The organism is Shewanella sp. HN-41 (genome assembly GCF_000217915.1).
GTDB lineage: Bacteria > Pseudomonadota > Gammaproteobacteria > Enterobacterales > Shewanellaceae > Shewanella.
This window is the reverse complement of sequence record NZ_AFOZ01000046.1, coordinates 40,544-53,998: the sequence shown is the minus strand read 5'-3', so window position 1 is coordinate 53,998 and position 13,455 is coordinate 40,544. Positions and strand designations below refer to the sequence as shown.

At 47.0% G+C, this 13,455-nt stretch carries 12 protein-coding genes; 7 read left to right on the top strand and 5 right to left on the bottom strand.

Going from position 1 to position 13,455, the window contains the following annotated elements:
• Positions 1 to 96 precede the first annotated feature (96 nt).
• Complete coding sequence (locus SOHN41_RS18375; protein ID WP_007651948.1) at positions 97 to 567, bottom strand: TerB family tellurite resistance protein; 471 nt, start codon at positions 565 to 567, stop codon at positions 97 to 99.
• Between the two features lie 100 nt (positions 568 to 667).
• Positions 668 to 1,195 carry a DUF2780 domain-containing protein gene (locus tag SOHN41_RS18370; RefSeq protein ID WP_007651947.1) on the bottom strand — a complete coding sequence of 176 codons (528 nt, stop codon included), beginning with the start codon at positions 1,193 to 1,195 and terminating at the stop codon, positions 668 to 670.
• Between the two features lie 190 nt (positions 1,196 to 1,385).
• Between SOHN41_RS18370 and SOHN41_RS18365 the strand changes: the two genes are divergently transcribed.
• Both SOHN41_RS18365 and SOHN41_RS18360 read left to right on the top strand, forming a co-directional pair.
• Positions 1,386 to 2,093 carry a hypothetical protein gene (locus SOHN41_RS18365; RefSeq protein WP_007651946.1) on the top strand — a complete coding sequence of 236 codons (708 nt, stop codon included), beginning with the start codon at positions 1,386 to 1,388 and terminating at the stop codon, positions 2,091 to 2,093.
• A gap of 34 nt (positions 2,094 to 2,127) precedes the next feature.
• Complete coding sequence (locus SOHN41_RS18360) at positions 2,128 to 3,585, top strand: DUF4145 domain-containing protein (RefSeq protein ID WP_007651945.1); 1,458 nt, start codon at positions 2,128 to 2,130, stop codon at positions 3,583 to 3,585.
• A gap of 3 nt (positions 3,586 to 3,588) precedes the next feature.
• Here SOHN41_RS18360 and SOHN41_RS18355 read toward each other — a convergent pair whose 3' ends face one another.
• Positions 3,589 to 3,930 carry a hypothetical protein gene (locus SOHN41_RS18355; protein ID WP_007651944.1) on the bottom strand — a complete coding sequence of 114 codons (342 nt, stop codon included), beginning with the start codon at positions 3,928 to 3,930 and terminating at the stop codon, positions 3,589 to 3,591.
• 470 nt (positions 3,931 to 4,400) lie between these two features.
• Here SOHN41_RS18355 and SOHN41_RS18350 point away from each other — a divergent pair, with 470 nt between their 5' ends.
• On the top strand, positions 4,401 to 6,272 hold the full coding sequence (locus tag SOHN41_RS18350; protein WP_037459661.1) for a methyl-accepting chemotaxis protein: 1,872 nt from the start codon (positions 4,401 to 4,403) through the stop codon (positions 6,270 to 6,272).
• Between the two features lie 60 nt (positions 6,273 to 6,332).
• Here SOHN41_RS18350 and SOHN41_RS18345 read toward each other — a convergent pair whose 3' ends face one another.
• On the bottom strand, positions 6,333 to 7,304 hold the full coding sequence (locus SOHN41_RS18345; protein ID WP_007651941.1) for a LysR family transcriptional regulator: 972 nt from the start codon (positions 7,302 to 7,304) through the stop codon (positions 6,333 to 6,335).
• A 112-nt stretch (positions 7,305 to 7,416) separates the two neighbouring features.
• Between SOHN41_RS18345 and SOHN41_RS18340 the strand changes: the two genes are divergently transcribed.
• Complete coding sequence (locus SOHN41_RS18340; RefSeq protein WP_007651940.1) at positions 7,417 to 8,625, top strand: multidrug effflux MFS transporter; 1,209 nt, start codon at positions 7,417 to 7,419, stop codon at positions 8,623 to 8,625.
• A gap of 361 nt (positions 8,626 to 8,986) precedes the next feature.
• Entirely contained in the window at positions 8,987 to 9,589 is a 603-nt protein-coding gene (locus SOHN41_RS18335; RefSeq protein WP_007651937.1) for a tRNA-uridine aminocarboxypropyltransferase, read from the top strand.
• A 234-nt stretch (positions 9,590 to 9,823) separates the two neighbouring features.
• On the opposite strand, the gene SOHN41_RS18330 is transcribed toward SOHN41_RS18335, so the two are convergent.
• Entirely contained in the window at positions 9,824 to 11,944 is a 2,121-nt protein-coding gene (locus SOHN41_RS18330) for a putative bifunctional diguanylate cyclase/phosphodiesterase (RefSeq protein WP_007651932.1), read from the bottom strand.
• Positions 11,945 to 12,222: 278 nt separating this feature from the next.
• On the opposite strand from SOHN41_RS18330, the gene SOHN41_RS18325 reads away from it, so the two are divergent.
• Both SOHN41_RS18325 and SOHN41_RS18320 read left to right on the top strand, forming a co-directional pair.
• Positions 12,223 to 12,582: a hypothetical protein gene (locus SOHN41_RS18325; RefSeq protein WP_007651931.1), complete on the top strand. Its 360-nt coding sequence runs from the start codon at positions 12,223 to 12,225 to the stop codon at positions 12,580 to 12,582.
• A 94-nt stretch (positions 12,583 to 12,676) separates the two neighbouring features.
• Positions 12,677 to 13,324, top strand: coding sequence for a class I SAM-dependent methyltransferase (locus SOHN41_RS18320; RefSeq protein ID WP_007651930.1), 648 nt, complete (start codon positions 12,677 to 12,679; stop codon positions 13,322 to 13,324).
• Positions 13,325 to 13,455: the final 131 nt, after the last annotated feature.

The following is a 13,455-nucleotide window of genomic DNA, read 5'->3' as shown; positions in this document are numbered from 1 at the left end:
CGGATGCTGAACCAAATGTTGTCTATAGCGATTGGGCGCGTGGGGACTGCTCGTGGGATCAAGCTCTGGCGTGTTTGTGATTCAGCATCATTAGGATCAATGATTGAGCTTGGCGGGCAGCGTCGTAGCTATTGCCTGATTGCGCATTTGGATTAGCTCACTGTGCTTGAGGTACAACAAATCCGCAGTGCGACGAATAATTTGGTCTTCGTAGTGGGACAACTGTCCATCGGCATAGGCTAGTTGCCACATGGCGAGTAAAAGTTGTTGTTTTTGCTCTAGGCTAAACTCGGTATTAATCGCATTTGTAAATTCAAATAATGACGTTGCATTGCCTTGCACACTCTTGGCTTCATCGATCAAAGCCTTAGCATCTTGCTCTGACATCGAAAGGGTTTCGGTGAGCAGTGTCGGTAATAGTGCTGTCTCTTCAGGTGCCAAGGTATCATCGGCAAACACGACTTCTAACAACATACTCGCCGCAGCTAGCCTCAGCTGATGCGCCTTGTCTTCGGGCGTTATCGCTTGGGTGTGTGATTGAATAAATCGTCTTAATTTTGCAATCATATCTGGCGGTTCTCATACGGGAGGGAATATAAAGTAGAGTCGATTGGGAGGTGAAAGTTCACCCTAAACCTTGTATCGCTTAGGGTGAGATAAGACTGAATTACAGCAGTGAGTTCAAGCCTTTCATTAACAGATCTGAGGTGCCTTCTGTGCCATTGGTTTCAAGGTAGGACTTAGCTATATCGATCATCGGCATCGCCAGTTCCTTTGAAATCCCCAGTTTTTCAAAGGCATCCAATACCATTGCACCGCCTTGTAATGATGAACCCAGATCGCCAGCCTTAGATAACAGACCAGAGACGCCTGAGTTGCCATCTAGCTTAGGGGCCGCAGCCAAGAGGCTATCGGCATTTGGAATACTGGCGGCTAATTGTGAGTAATCACTCGTGCCTAAGCTGGATTGGGCTAATCCCAATAAGCTGCCTAACCCCCCTTCAGCCTGAGTTTGATTTAAGCCTAGCTGTGACATCACAGTGCCGACCAGCTCATTCGATTGCGTTACAGTACTGGTGGCCGCTGTCTGGGTTTTAGTTTGGGTGCCAGTAAGATTATCTAACCATCCTGCACTCGTGGGCGCGGCTAAAATGCAACTGCTAAGAAGAAGTGAAAGGGTGAGAGTATGTTTCATATGAAGGCGTCCTTTGGGGTGTTGCGCGCAATTAGGGGGACAGTTTAACGGGTTTGCGGCTTTTGTTGCAGTAGTTTTCTGTGATTTAAGGGCCACACTAGCGATTTCTTCTGTGCATTGGTAAGGGATTTTGGGTATTCTTAGCGGCAATTCACAGTGTTAATTTATTTCAATTATTTTGGAAAGTCGCATGTCACTATCCGCAATTTTGACCGAAGCCTATAATTTTTTCCGTAATCATCTCGTGCAGCTTGCCATGCTGACGGTGCCCTTGCTGCTGATCCAAGTTGGGATCCAGTTATGGTTAGGTACCGAGATGAGCAAAGTTGATCTGAACGACCCGCAATTTGGCGCACCACATATGATCGCTATGATGCTGCTATTGCTGACTTTCTCGGTGTTAATCGCCGCCTTAACCCTATACCTTGAACTGCGTTCCCAGGGCCATAATCCTTCGGCGGGCTTCGTGTTAAAGGCAAGTTTACCTTTCGTGCCACCGCTCTTGCTGGCAGGGGTATTTTCAGGACTCGCAATTTTAGCGCCGGTCATGTTGTTCGCAGCGTTTGGTCCTATGTGGTTGGTGGGGTTAGTGATCAGTTTTTACCTCTTCGCCCGTTTGGCCTATGTGAACTTTATGGTAGTGGTCGAACGCTTAACGCCCCTGGAAGCCATTAAGGCGAGTTTTAGCTTTAGCGGCCCTATTGTACTGAAAACAATTGCATTGCTGATGTTGTATTTACCGCTTTCTGTGATTGGTAGCCAATTATCTGGGGTCGCAGCCTTAGGTGGTTTACCTGTGCAGATGTTGGCGGATACCTTCATGTCTTTCATTGGCTTATTCGTCAATTTGGCACTATTTCGCCTGTATATGGTGTCTAAAAAGCCCCTCGCTGAATGATACAATCTAATACATCGGATTGAGGTAAACATGTATGGGGACTCAGGTTGTGATATTGGATAGTGAGTTTATCCAAGGTTTTTCGGCCCCTCTCCTAGATGATTACCTCAGTGCGAAAAACTATGTGCAGGATGTGCCAACTCAGTCACTGCTGCATATTCGTAGTTTTACCCATAAGCTCACCGCACTACTGGGGCAAGGGAAGGCGTTCGAGTTTTCTAGTCCTAATCTCTATGACCGTATAGAGCAACTAAATCAAAAACGCCTAATCGATGTTAAAACGACCCGTGCTTTACATCGGCTGCGTGCCGATGGCAACCGTGGTGCCCACCCTGAAAAATACCATCTCACCCAAGAGCAATTGCTCGCGTTAGCCCAAAAAGGCATTAAGGACATGTTGGCCTTGGTTGAGCACTTGTACCTCAAGGTGACTGGCCGTGAGGCTCCAGAGTATCGGTATGAGGTGAGTGATTCAGTCACAGTAAAAGAACTCTGCTACCGTGCTGTGATGGAAGATGATCCCAAGGCGCAATATTTAGTGGGCATTTCCTTGAAAACTAAGGCCTTATTACTGAAGGAACAAGAGCTTTCCTGGGCGGATGAGGTCGAGGAGCTGGTCGAAACTGAGCATATCGCTAAGGAAGATCAGCCTATTAAGGCGGCCGACACTTTTGCCCGCGCCGCCTACTGGTTTATGCTTGCGGCTCCCCATCATCTGGAGGCTCTGTATGAACATGGTGTTGCACTTATCCATGGTTATCAAGGGGCGCCAGAGGTGGTAAAGGGTGAGCAGGCCATAGCTACGGCGGCGAAGGCGGGTGTCGTTAATGCCATGGCATTGCTGGGGTATTTCTACCTCGTTGGGAGCGAATCATTTCGTCAGGATTTAGTCTTGGCCCAACATTATTTGCAAGGGGCGGCGGATGGCGAGCAAACCGAGGCGATGGCCAATTTAGGGGTGCTGCATTATCAGCAAAATGATCTTACTCAAGCCTATCATTTTATAAGTAAAGCCGCACAGGCGGGTTACCCCCATGCCCAATACCATTTAGCCCTCATGTTGGCCAATGGCGAGGGATGCCAGCGGGATCCTATCGTCAGCGAGCATTGGATGGCCGAGGCTGCCGAGCAGGGGCAATTGGACGCTATGTTCTCCCGCGCCCAGCATATGCTCCACGATGACAAGGCTTTCGATAGTGATCTTACCCAAGCGGAGCATTATTTACGCGAGGTGATCAAGTATGGCCACAGTGTGCCAGCGATGATCGAGCTGAGTATGGCTCTGGCCGATGGTATTTTAGGACGCATAGATGTGGTTGGTGCGGCAGCCTTACTCAATTTAGCTCGGCGTCATGCCAATCAAAAAGAGGCGGAAATTATCCAGCCTCTCTGGCAATCATTAGCATTGCAGGTCGATAAAGTACTCGAAGTGACACATGACAGCGCAGAGATCCACAGTCTTAAACGTGCCAAAGACTTGCTCACCCTATAGCGCTTAACGTTCATCCTCTCGATGCTCAAAAGTGCGCCCCTGATAATGCGCGGCATAGGGGTCACGTACTAACTGCATCGAATCATCATATTGTGAACTTGCCGCTTGCGCTGCCCTCGCTTGGGTTTGAGCTGCAGTTTTATTCAACTGTGCTAGATGACGCGCCACATAGATGCGGCTAAAAAGCATAATGCAGCCAAGGGTAATTGCACCAAATAACAGTACAAATGGCAATAAAAACAGGGACAAGCAAATAAGGCTGATACTGACCGCCATGGTTAACCAAGCCCGGGGGCCTGAAATTCGGGTTTGCAGTGGACTCTGTTGGAACTGTTGATAAATCATAAGAACTCCTTATCAGGGCGGCTTGACGTTTCTGCGACAACAGCAACTGTTTCTGTAATGCCGTTATATCTAAGTCCGTATGCGGCTGCAGCATCAGAATGAAACGTCAAAACGACCAAAGCAATGGAGAGTCAGTGTGCAATAAATAAACGGACTTGGTCACGTTAATATTGGTTAATTTACGTTCTTTTACGTCTATCAATATTTTCTGTTGTGATTGCGGGATGAATGTAAGCTTACTGTCACCTCTGTGTTTTTATTGTGTTTTATTGGTTGGTGTTATGTTTTTATGTGATTATTTGTCATATTGATTATCGGCATTTCTTTGTGTTATATAAAATATGCGAAAATTTGGCCGATTTTCTGATGGATTTTTGTCATTAATGTAGATTTATTACGGTCAACTGACGAGGCTCCTCAACCTAGACAACCATCCTTGATTTTGTGCTTTGTTAACCATAGACGCCCATATGAACTCATACTCGCTTAAACAAAAGATCCTGATTTCAGTCGTGATAGCCCTTTCACTCGTGATTGGTTTGTTGTCATGGCAAAGCTACTCCAGCCAAAAAGCTTTATTGTTGCAAAACAGCTTAGAGCAAGTTCAGCGTCTAGGAGATCAGCAGGCACAGCGTATTCAGGATTGGTTAGCCGGGCGTCAGGACATAGTCGAAGCTCTGGTCAACAAAGTCGAAGGAGATAGCTTAAGTGTATTGCAACAGGCACAGGCTTCTGGACGTTTTCAACTGACCTATTATGGTATGCAAACTGGGCAAATGTTGGACTCGGATCCGAGCATTGACCGTACTGGTTATGATCCTCGAACCCGCCCTTGGTACAAACAGGCCATGAATGAAGGCAACCTTATTCTCACTAAACCCTATATGGATGTCGCCTACAACGTCTTAGTCGTCACTATGGCTAAGGCGACTTTGCAGGGGGTTGTCGGTGGGGATTTATCGATTGCAAGTCTAGTGGAAAGTGTGAATCGAATGACGCTCCCCGCAGGCGGCTACGCCATTATGATGCATAGAGATGGCACGGTTATCGCCTATAAAGATCATGCTAAGTCAATGAAGTCTATAGCTGAAATAGATAATCAGCTTAATCGAAGCTTGCCAGAACAGAGCCGTGAGACGGGCGCATTCATACCTATGTATTTTGAGAATGAAGGGCGCGACAAGTTAGTCTGGAGCGTCGATATTCCCAATACGGATTGGGAATTGGTCTTAGTGCTCGATAGGGAAACCCTTGAAGCGCCATTGACTAGTCTGTTGCTCACTCAGCTTGGCCTCTCGGCATTGGTGTTGCTGCTGAGTGTGTTAGCCATTTCCTGGTTAGTGGGTATGTTACTGGGACCATTAAGCCGAGTATCACAAGCCCTTGCCCGTATTGCCGATGGTAACGGTGATTTAACGCAACGCATTGAAATTGACAGCCAAGATGAGGTGGGTGTACTGGCCGACAGCTTCAATCGGTTTGTGGGTAGTCAGCATCAATTGATCAGCCATATTCGTCATTTAGCGACCGAGTTAGATGCGGATGCCGAGCGCAGCCTTGCAACGACACAAACGTCGGTTGCTGAATTACAACGCCAGCAACAGGAAGTGGCTATGGTGGCGACGGCGGTAACGGAAATGGCGAGTGCCACCAATGAAATTGCCGCCAATGCTGAAAATACGGCGACGGCGGCGCAGCAATCCGCCGCGAGCAGCTTACAGGGGAAAGAGTTAGTCAATAAAACCTGTCGCTCAATTAATTCTCTTGCGGATGAGGTCGCTCAAGCGACGGGTGTGATTGAAGATTTAAGTCATCATGCTCAGTCTATCTCCAGTATTTTAGCGACAATTCAAAGGATTGCCGAACAGACAAACCTGCTAGCCCTCAACGCCGCGATTGAAGCTGCCCGCGCGGGCGAGCAGGGGCGCGGTTTTGCGGTTGTGGCCGATGAGGTTCGAGTATTGTCGCGCCGCACTCAGGATTCGACCCAAGAAGTGCATACCACAATTGAAACGCTGCAACGTACGACGGCAAGAGCCGTCAGCCTGATGGAAAGCAGCCAAACATTAGCGGGCCACAGTGTCGAAGATGCGCATGCCGCGGCGAAGGCATTAGAGGAAATTACCCAAGCCGTGAATGTGATTTCCGATATGGCGGGGCAAATCGCCACAGCCGCAGAGGAACAAACGCAGGTCACTGGGGAGATCACACAAAATACCGTAGCGATTAAAGATGTGACCGATGAGATCACTGAGTCTGCTATGGCAGATTTAGCCCTAGCGCGGGGGCTAAAAGAGCGAGCTAACGATCTGAATGCCCAAGTGTCGACCTTTATTCTATAGGATTGTTGAGTCCTGTTAGCCCGGCAACGCTATGCTTTGCCGGGCTTTTTTATGCCACACTCAACCCATTTCACCGGGCTGAAAGAGCTTAGCGACACTCTGGCAAATGGTTTCTCTAATCCACTTATGACCTTGGTCTTCATCATTACGTTGGTGCCATAACAACACATAGGCCATAGGCATAAATTCGAAGGGTAAGGGCAGTAGCTTGAGTGGATAAAGCTGACAGGCGTGGCGTGCAAAACTCGAGGGCAAGGTAAAAATTAAATCACTGTGGGCACACACACTGGCCGCGCCGTAAAAGTCGGGAACAGTCGTACTGATCCGGCGTCTATGGCCTAGATCGGCAAGAAAATAATCTAATGCCCACCAATCACTGCCCTCACAGCGCACTTGTACATGGGCCATATCGAGGTAAAGGGGGAGGTTCCATTGGGCTGAGGTGAATGCGGCCATCAGCGGGTGATCTTCACGCACTAAACACACTTGTTCGTCGGTGAATAAGGTCTGGCAGGCAATGCCTTCGGGTAATTTGTCCATCCTTGGATCGGCAAGCGGGTGTAAGTCTCTGCCGGAAATACCAAAGTCAATTTGTCCCTGTTGTAGATCCTGCACAGATTTCTCGGTCCAAACATAGGAGTCCAACTTAATGTTGGGCGCACTATTGAGTAATGGCCCAATAAAGTAGGGGATTAAGGTCTCATAGGCGCTTTCTACCATAGCAAATGAAAACTGTCGGTTGCTGCTGGCAGGGTTAAAAGTAGGTGGCTGAGTTAATTGATACAGTTCCTGCAAAATATTGGGCAGTTTTTGCCCCAGATTGAGGGCGTGCGCCGTGGGTTTTAAGCCGTGTGCCGTGCGCTGAAAAAGGGGATCATCTAAGGTTTCACGTAAGCGATTCAGACTCTTACTCAATGCAGACTGGCTGATATGTAAGCGGCTGGCCGCGCGAGTCACACTCTGTTCTTCGAGCAGTACTTTCAGTATGACCAGCAAGTTAAGATCGATTCTGGCTAAGTTGTCGAGATTCATAGATATTCCTTAGAGGAAATTCACTTTGGAAATTATACCATTTCTATTCATACCTTGAGTTATTTAGAATAGCGTCCACTGAAATAGCCTTCCTGTTTAACTGAGAATATTTATGCGGCGCAATCTGTTACCTGTCCTGATGTCTATGGTGTTATTAAGTCCGTTAGCCATTGATATTTATTTACCTTCTATGCCAACTATGGCGACAGAATTTGCCGTATCTGCCAGTGAAGTACAGTCAACACTGGTGTTGTTTTTATTTGCTATGGGTTTAGGCCAAGTGTTGATTGGCCCACTGGCGGACCGTTATGGACGTCGTCCTGTCGCCCTTTTTGGGGTGTTGCTCTACGGTGCAAGTAGTATATTGGCCGCTGCCGCCATCGAATTTCATTGGTTGCAAATTGCCCGTGTGCTGCAAGGTCTAGCGGCCTGTTCCACTTCGATAGTGGTCTTTAGTGCGGTGCGTGACTGCTATTCTCAAAAGGAAGGCGCCAAGATTTACAGTTACTTAAATGGTGCCATCTGCGTGATCCCCGCACTCGCACCTACCTTAGGTGGGTTGTTAGCCATGCAATTTGGCTGGCGTTCAACCTTTGTTTTTATGACCCTTTATGCCATTTTAATGATGCTAGTCGTTGGCTATCGCCTGCCCGAGACTCGTCCAGCTAACACTGTGACGACTGGGCCTTTGTACCGCTGGGGCCGCTATAAGCCTGTACTGAGTAACACTCACTTTCTGTTTTATGCCTTTGCCTGTATGTCAGCCATGGCGGCGATTTTAAGCTATGTGTCCTATTCACCCGTGTGGTTGATTGGTCATTTAGGGGTGTCTGAACTGGCATTTAGCGGCCTGTTTGGTCTGAATGCTGTCGTCAATATTGTGGCCTGTTTTGCCGCGCCCGTGGTGATCCGTAAGTTAGGCAATCGTCCAACCGCAATCCTCGCACTATGGTTATTGGTGCTCTCGGCGGTATTCATCATTGTCGCTCAACTGCTTGGCCCTAGCTCAGGTATGGCTGCTGCCTTTGCATTTATGTTACCTATGATGCTGCTATGTATCGGTTTTGCCCTATTGTTAGGCCCTGCGACTAGTATGGCATTGTCTGCCTTCGGTGAGCGTGCGGGCACAGCTGCGGCTATGTTAGGTTTTATTCAGATGAGTGGCGCTTCTATTCTTGCGGGATTGGTACAACAGACGGATTTAACCGCGCCCTATGCGGTGGCGTTAGTGATGGGGGTTTTCTCTATTGGATTACTTTCCATGATGGCGTTAAGCCGATTCGATCACTGGCATCAAGAACAGTTAGCCGCAGAGCATTAGCAGCTCGGCTAATTCTATAGGGCTAACTGTTCTCTGCCTAATCATAGACACCCTTTGCCCGTAGCTTATTTGACCTTAGCTACGGGCACTTTTTTAGAATCGTCCGTTGATACTCAAGGTCAAATAAACCCCATTCATATCAAGTTCAAAGGTTTTTTAAGTACAGGATATATCACTGAATAAATCGGTAAGACGCCAATGATATGCCGTGCTGATTCCATAGGGAACAGTGTTCTCTTGAATGCTACAGCTTGTGCCAATAAACCAAGAACGAGCTAGATACCAATCCGCTGATGGTAGTACCCTCCAGTTCATTGCAAGCTGCTATACTGCTTCCTAAATGTTTTACTGAGAAGCTGCTTTGGCCCGTCACTATTGTTCCACTTGCCGTTATCCACTCAATGCTTGCCTGTGTGCCTATATACAGCCTATCTATCCACAGACTCAACTCTGGATATTGCAGCATCCCTCAGAGGTGGAGCATAAAAAGAATAGTGTTAGGGTATTGAGCTTAGTGATACCCAATACACGGGTTTATGTTGGTGAAACACAAGATGATTTTGCCGTATTGCGAAATGAACTGGCACGATGCGATAAGCCAATTTATCTTGTCTATCCCTCGCAGCAGAGTGTGAGCGTTGAAACTCAAGCGCTGCCTGCCGATTGTGTATTGCTATTAATCGATGGAACTTGGCGTAAGGCATTTAAAATATTGCAGTTAAATCCTTGGTTGACTCAATATCCGACGGTACATTTGGCCGAGGGTTATGAGTCGCGCTATCGGATCCGCAAATCGAGTCGCAGTGACAGTCTGTCAACCTTAGAGGCGAGTGCTTATATGCTCAGAGCCTTGGATGCTGAGCTCGACATTCAACCCCTGATTGAGGTGTTTGATGTTATGGTGGATTTACGGATTAAGGCAATGCCGCCCGCTGTGCAGTCGCGCTATCGTAAATCAACATAGGCAAGTGGTTTTCACTCCTCGGCTTTTTTGGCATTCCGTGCGAATTAAAATAGTTAAAATCTTATTCAGATCACGCTAACTTAGGGCAAAACGCGGTTTAATAGACGCGATTCATTTGCAGTGCAAATGATGAGATAGCTTTGCCAGCCAATTGCTTTGCAGGGGAGTAATTCCATATTTTATGGTGTGCTGGCAAGGCTATCGAGACTATGTATTAGGTGATGTATTAGGGTATTAGGCGATATATTTTTCAGCCAAAAAAGTTTGGGTGAATTGCTCCACTGAGGTGGGGTAGCCGAATAAAAAGCCCTGTGCACAGCCTTGCCCCATATCGGTGATGATGTCCTTTTGTCTTTGTGTTTCAATCCCTTCCGCTACAAAGTTAATGCCGAGTGCTTGGGCAAGTTGCACTATGGCATGGCAGAGCTTTTGCCCCGAAATGTCACTTAATCTGAGGGCAAACTCGGCATCAATTTTCACGCTATCGATCGGCAACGTACCTAAACGGCTGAGTGAGGATAAGCCGGTTCCAAAATCATCGATGGCAATACTGACTCCTAAGGCTTTGATGCGTTTTAGGGTTTGCCGTGCCAACTCGGGTTGACGTAGCAGTGCCGATTCGGTGATTTCTAAGATGAGTGCATTTGCGGGTAATGCCGAGATTTCTAGGGCCGAGATCACTTGGCCAACAAAATCCACATGTTCTAATTGCAGTGGCGAGACGTTGACTGAAATTCTAAAATCGGACTGATACTGTGCCCGCCACAATGCTGCCTGCTGGCAGGCCTCTTCGAGTGCCCATTGGCCTATGCCTACAATCAAGCCTGTTTCTTCTAACAGTGGTACAAATTCTGCTGCATCAAAGTGTTCGGTCGGTGATTTTTGCCAGCGCAGCAGGGCCTCGGCTCCCACGGGTTGGTTAGTATGCAAATCGACTATGGCCTGATAGGCGAGTGTGAATTGTTTTAAGCTGTGTGCGTGCCTTAAGTTATTGATGAGTTTTAATTTTAACTCGGCAGCTTGGCTCATCGACTTATCATAAAACACTAAGTGTGGCTGACTCTTTTTGGCGCAGTACATGGCCGTATCGGCGAGGCTGATCAGTTGCCCAGCTTGGTCACTGTGGGTCGGAAATAGTGCAATCCCTATACTAGTGCCAAGGAAAAACTTTTGGCCCTCAATTTCAAAGGGGCTGTCAAATAAACTCAAAATTTGCTCTGCAAACAGCTGGATTTCATCCTTACAACTGCAATCCTGCAGCACTAAGGTGAACTCGTCTCCACCCATGCGAGCGATATCGGCCTTTTCAATGCAACCCGCCTCGAGCCTCGCCGCCACTAGTTGTAGCACCCTATCCCCCATAGAATGACCAAAGCTATCATTGATGTTCTTAAAACCATTAAGGTCTAAAAACATCAGTGCCCCTAAGGAGAGGGGATTTTTCTTGAGATTTTCAAGGGCGTCATTAAGGATTTGTTTCAGATGAAACCGATTCGGTAACCCAGTCAAAGTGTCATACATGGCACGGGTAGTGAGTCGAGTTTCCAATAGCTTCTTAGTACTGATATCACTAAAGATATTAACGTGGAACAGTGCTCCATCATCAGTCACTATTTTCCTGCTGCTCTGCCATGCCGGGAAAGTGCTGCCATCGGACCGTCTTTTTACGGTTTCACCTTGCCATGACCCCCGTTGTTTTAAGGCGGTTTGGCAGTCGGTTTCTTCCCCTAAATTTAGGCTGCGTGCTTCTAAAAAGTCGGGCGTTTTATTAATCAGTTGTTCTGCGCTATAACCGCAGATGCGGCACATGGCTTTATTTACCGCGAGAACCCTATTGTCAGCATCTGTGATATAAACCGCTTCCGCACTTTCTTCTAATGTGGTCGATAGAATTTCTTTGGGAATATGGGCAAAACCATCGGAGATGGATTCGCGTATTTGATTTCGGCGATTGAGGGCCTGTAACTCAACGAGGAGTACGGGTTGTTGTTGCAGATAGCAGCGATACAGATTGATCCTCGTTGGCAGCTCATTACCCTGTTGGTTCAGGTGCAGCCAATTGAATTCCACATGATTGCCTGCAATGGCCTCAAGGATCATTTCTCTTGCCGATTCAACGCTATTACGGCCAGATGATTGGATTCTAGGCGAAAAATCATAGGGAGTTGCATTCACAAAGGCATCATATTCGGTGCCAAAATATGTGAGTGTCGCGTGATTGGCGCTAATAAAGCTAAAGCCTTGAATAAGGGCTAAGGGCTCCTCGTGGGGATGTGCGCGCCATAGAGATAGCCTTTCTTGCAATACGGGATCATCTGTACTGAGTTTATCGAGCAAGTTTTGCCATCTAATCATTTAGGATACTCCCTGGTGACGCAAGTAAGGTCACATCCTACTTCCCTAGGTCTTTCGTTTATATCGAAATTAACCCAAATAGTACACTATTCCAGCGGGGTTAAAAATAAACCGGATCGAGGTTTCTCTCAAATATAAAATAAAAAACGGGAGGTTAAGACCAATCCCGTCCGTAATTTCTAATGCAAATCATGCTGAGCAATCCTAGTTTCATAAAATTTTATGCTATGTTTGACCCATCGCGGGCTCAGATATGATCTAGGACAAGGAGCAAGTAAATGGGAAATGTATTAAAAATAGCAGCCTTTATCGTGCCGTGCTTCAGTGCCATAACTCCTATTGCGAGTGCGGCAGATGCACAAAAACCGCGATTAACCTTAGAACAAAAGGCCGATAAGGCGCGCATCGACTCTCAACAGCTAGAGCAAGCCCAATTAGAAAAGGCCCGCCAAGCGGCTAAAGAGACGGTGGAACGAGAAGATAAAATTAAACAAAAATCGCAAACCACGGATTGGGAAGCCAAGCAAAAGCTTAAGGCGCAAAAACAGTTCGACGAAAGAGAAACCCGTGAGCAAAAATATTTACGTGAGGCGAAAGAAGCCGCCGCAAAAGAGCGTAAAATCCCTAAACCTGAGTGATCGCCTCGGTCACTGGCCCAAAGTGTTTAATGGACACTCGTTTGGCTGTAGCTTGCATTACCACGACCACCATTAGTACCACTAGGAATTGTTGTTGGATACTTGCCCCCTATGCCACGGCGCTGACTTAGTCGCTTATCATCAAGATAAAAAGCGCGGCTACCATCAATGCCAGACCTGCCTATTGGTTAGCGTGCCTCCCGAGTTTTATCTCTCGGCCGAGGCTGAAAAGGCCGAATACGATAAGCATGAAAATCATCCCCATGACTTGGGCTATCAAACATTTTTAAACCGCACACTCGAGCCACTACTCGTCCGTGTTAACCCATCGGCTCGGGGGCTCGACTTCGGCTGTGGTGAAGGCAAGGCATTGAGTCTGATGGCCAAGGCGCGTGGCTATCACATCGATAATTACGACCTTTATTACGCTAATAATCCCAAAATCCTAGCCCGCCAATACGACTTTATTACCTTAACCGAAGTGATAGAGCATGTGAGTGATGCCCAAGGTTTGCTAACCCAGCTAGATAGGTTATTAAAACCTAACGGCATTTTGGCGGTGATGACCAAGCGCGTGCAAAATCAAACCGCCTTTGCTAGTTGGCACTATAAAAATGACCCCACCCATATCAATTTTTATTCCGAAGCGACCTTTGGGTGGCTCGCGCACCACTATGGTTGGCGATTAGAAATCATCGATAAAGACGTAGTGTTTTTGCATAAAGGAACGAGTGTAAATTAGTCTGTAAGTTTAAGAATAGATATTTTAATAAACACAGGCATAAACAGAATAATAAAAATTAAAGAAGCTTATTTTTTTGGATATATTTATGATTGTTAAATTCATTGTAATTTTTCATATGAACTAATTGA

Bases quoted from the DNA above. Each gene is read 5' to 3' on its own strand.
- SOHN41_RS18330 (WP_007651932.1), bottom strand. From the start codon at position 11,944: ATGATTAGATGGCAAAACTTGCTCGATAAACTCAGTACAGATGATCCC.
- SOHN41_RS18340 (WP_007651940.1), top strand. From the start codon at position 7,417: ATGCGGCGCAATCTGTTACCTGTCCTGATGTCTATGGTGTTATTAAGT.
- SOHN41_RS18345 (WP_007651941.1), bottom strand. From the start codon at position 7,304: ATGAATCTCGACAACTTAGCCAGAATCGATCTTAACTTGCTGGTCATA.
- SOHN41_RS18365 (WP_007651946.1), top strand. From the start codon at position 1,386: ATGTCACTATCCGCAATTTTGACCGAAGCCTATAATTTTTTCCGTAAT.
- SOHN41_RS18325 (WP_007651931.1), top strand. From the start codon at position 12,223: ATGGGAAATGTATTAAAAATAGCAGCCTTTATCGTGCCGTGCTTCAGT.
- SOHN41_RS18360 (WP_007651945.1), top strand. From the start codon at position 2,128: ATGGGGACTCAGGTTGTGATATTGGATAGTGAGTTTATCCAAGGTTTT.
- SOHN41_RS18375 (WP_007651948.1), bottom strand. From the start codon at position 567: ATGATTGCAAAATTAAGACGATTTATTCAATCACACACCCAAGCGATA.
- SOHN41_RS18350 (WP_037459661.1), top strand. From the start codon at position 4,401: ATGAACTCATACTCGCTTAAACAAAAGATCCTGATTTCAGTCGTGATA.
- SOHN41_RS18355 (WP_007651944.1), bottom strand. From the start codon at position 3,930: ATGATTTATCAACAGTTCCAACAGAGTCCACTGCAAACCCGAATTTCA.
- SOHN41_RS18370 (WP_007651947.1), bottom strand. From the start codon at position 1,195: ATGAAACATACTCTCACCCTTTCACTTCTTCTTAGCAGTTGCATTTTA.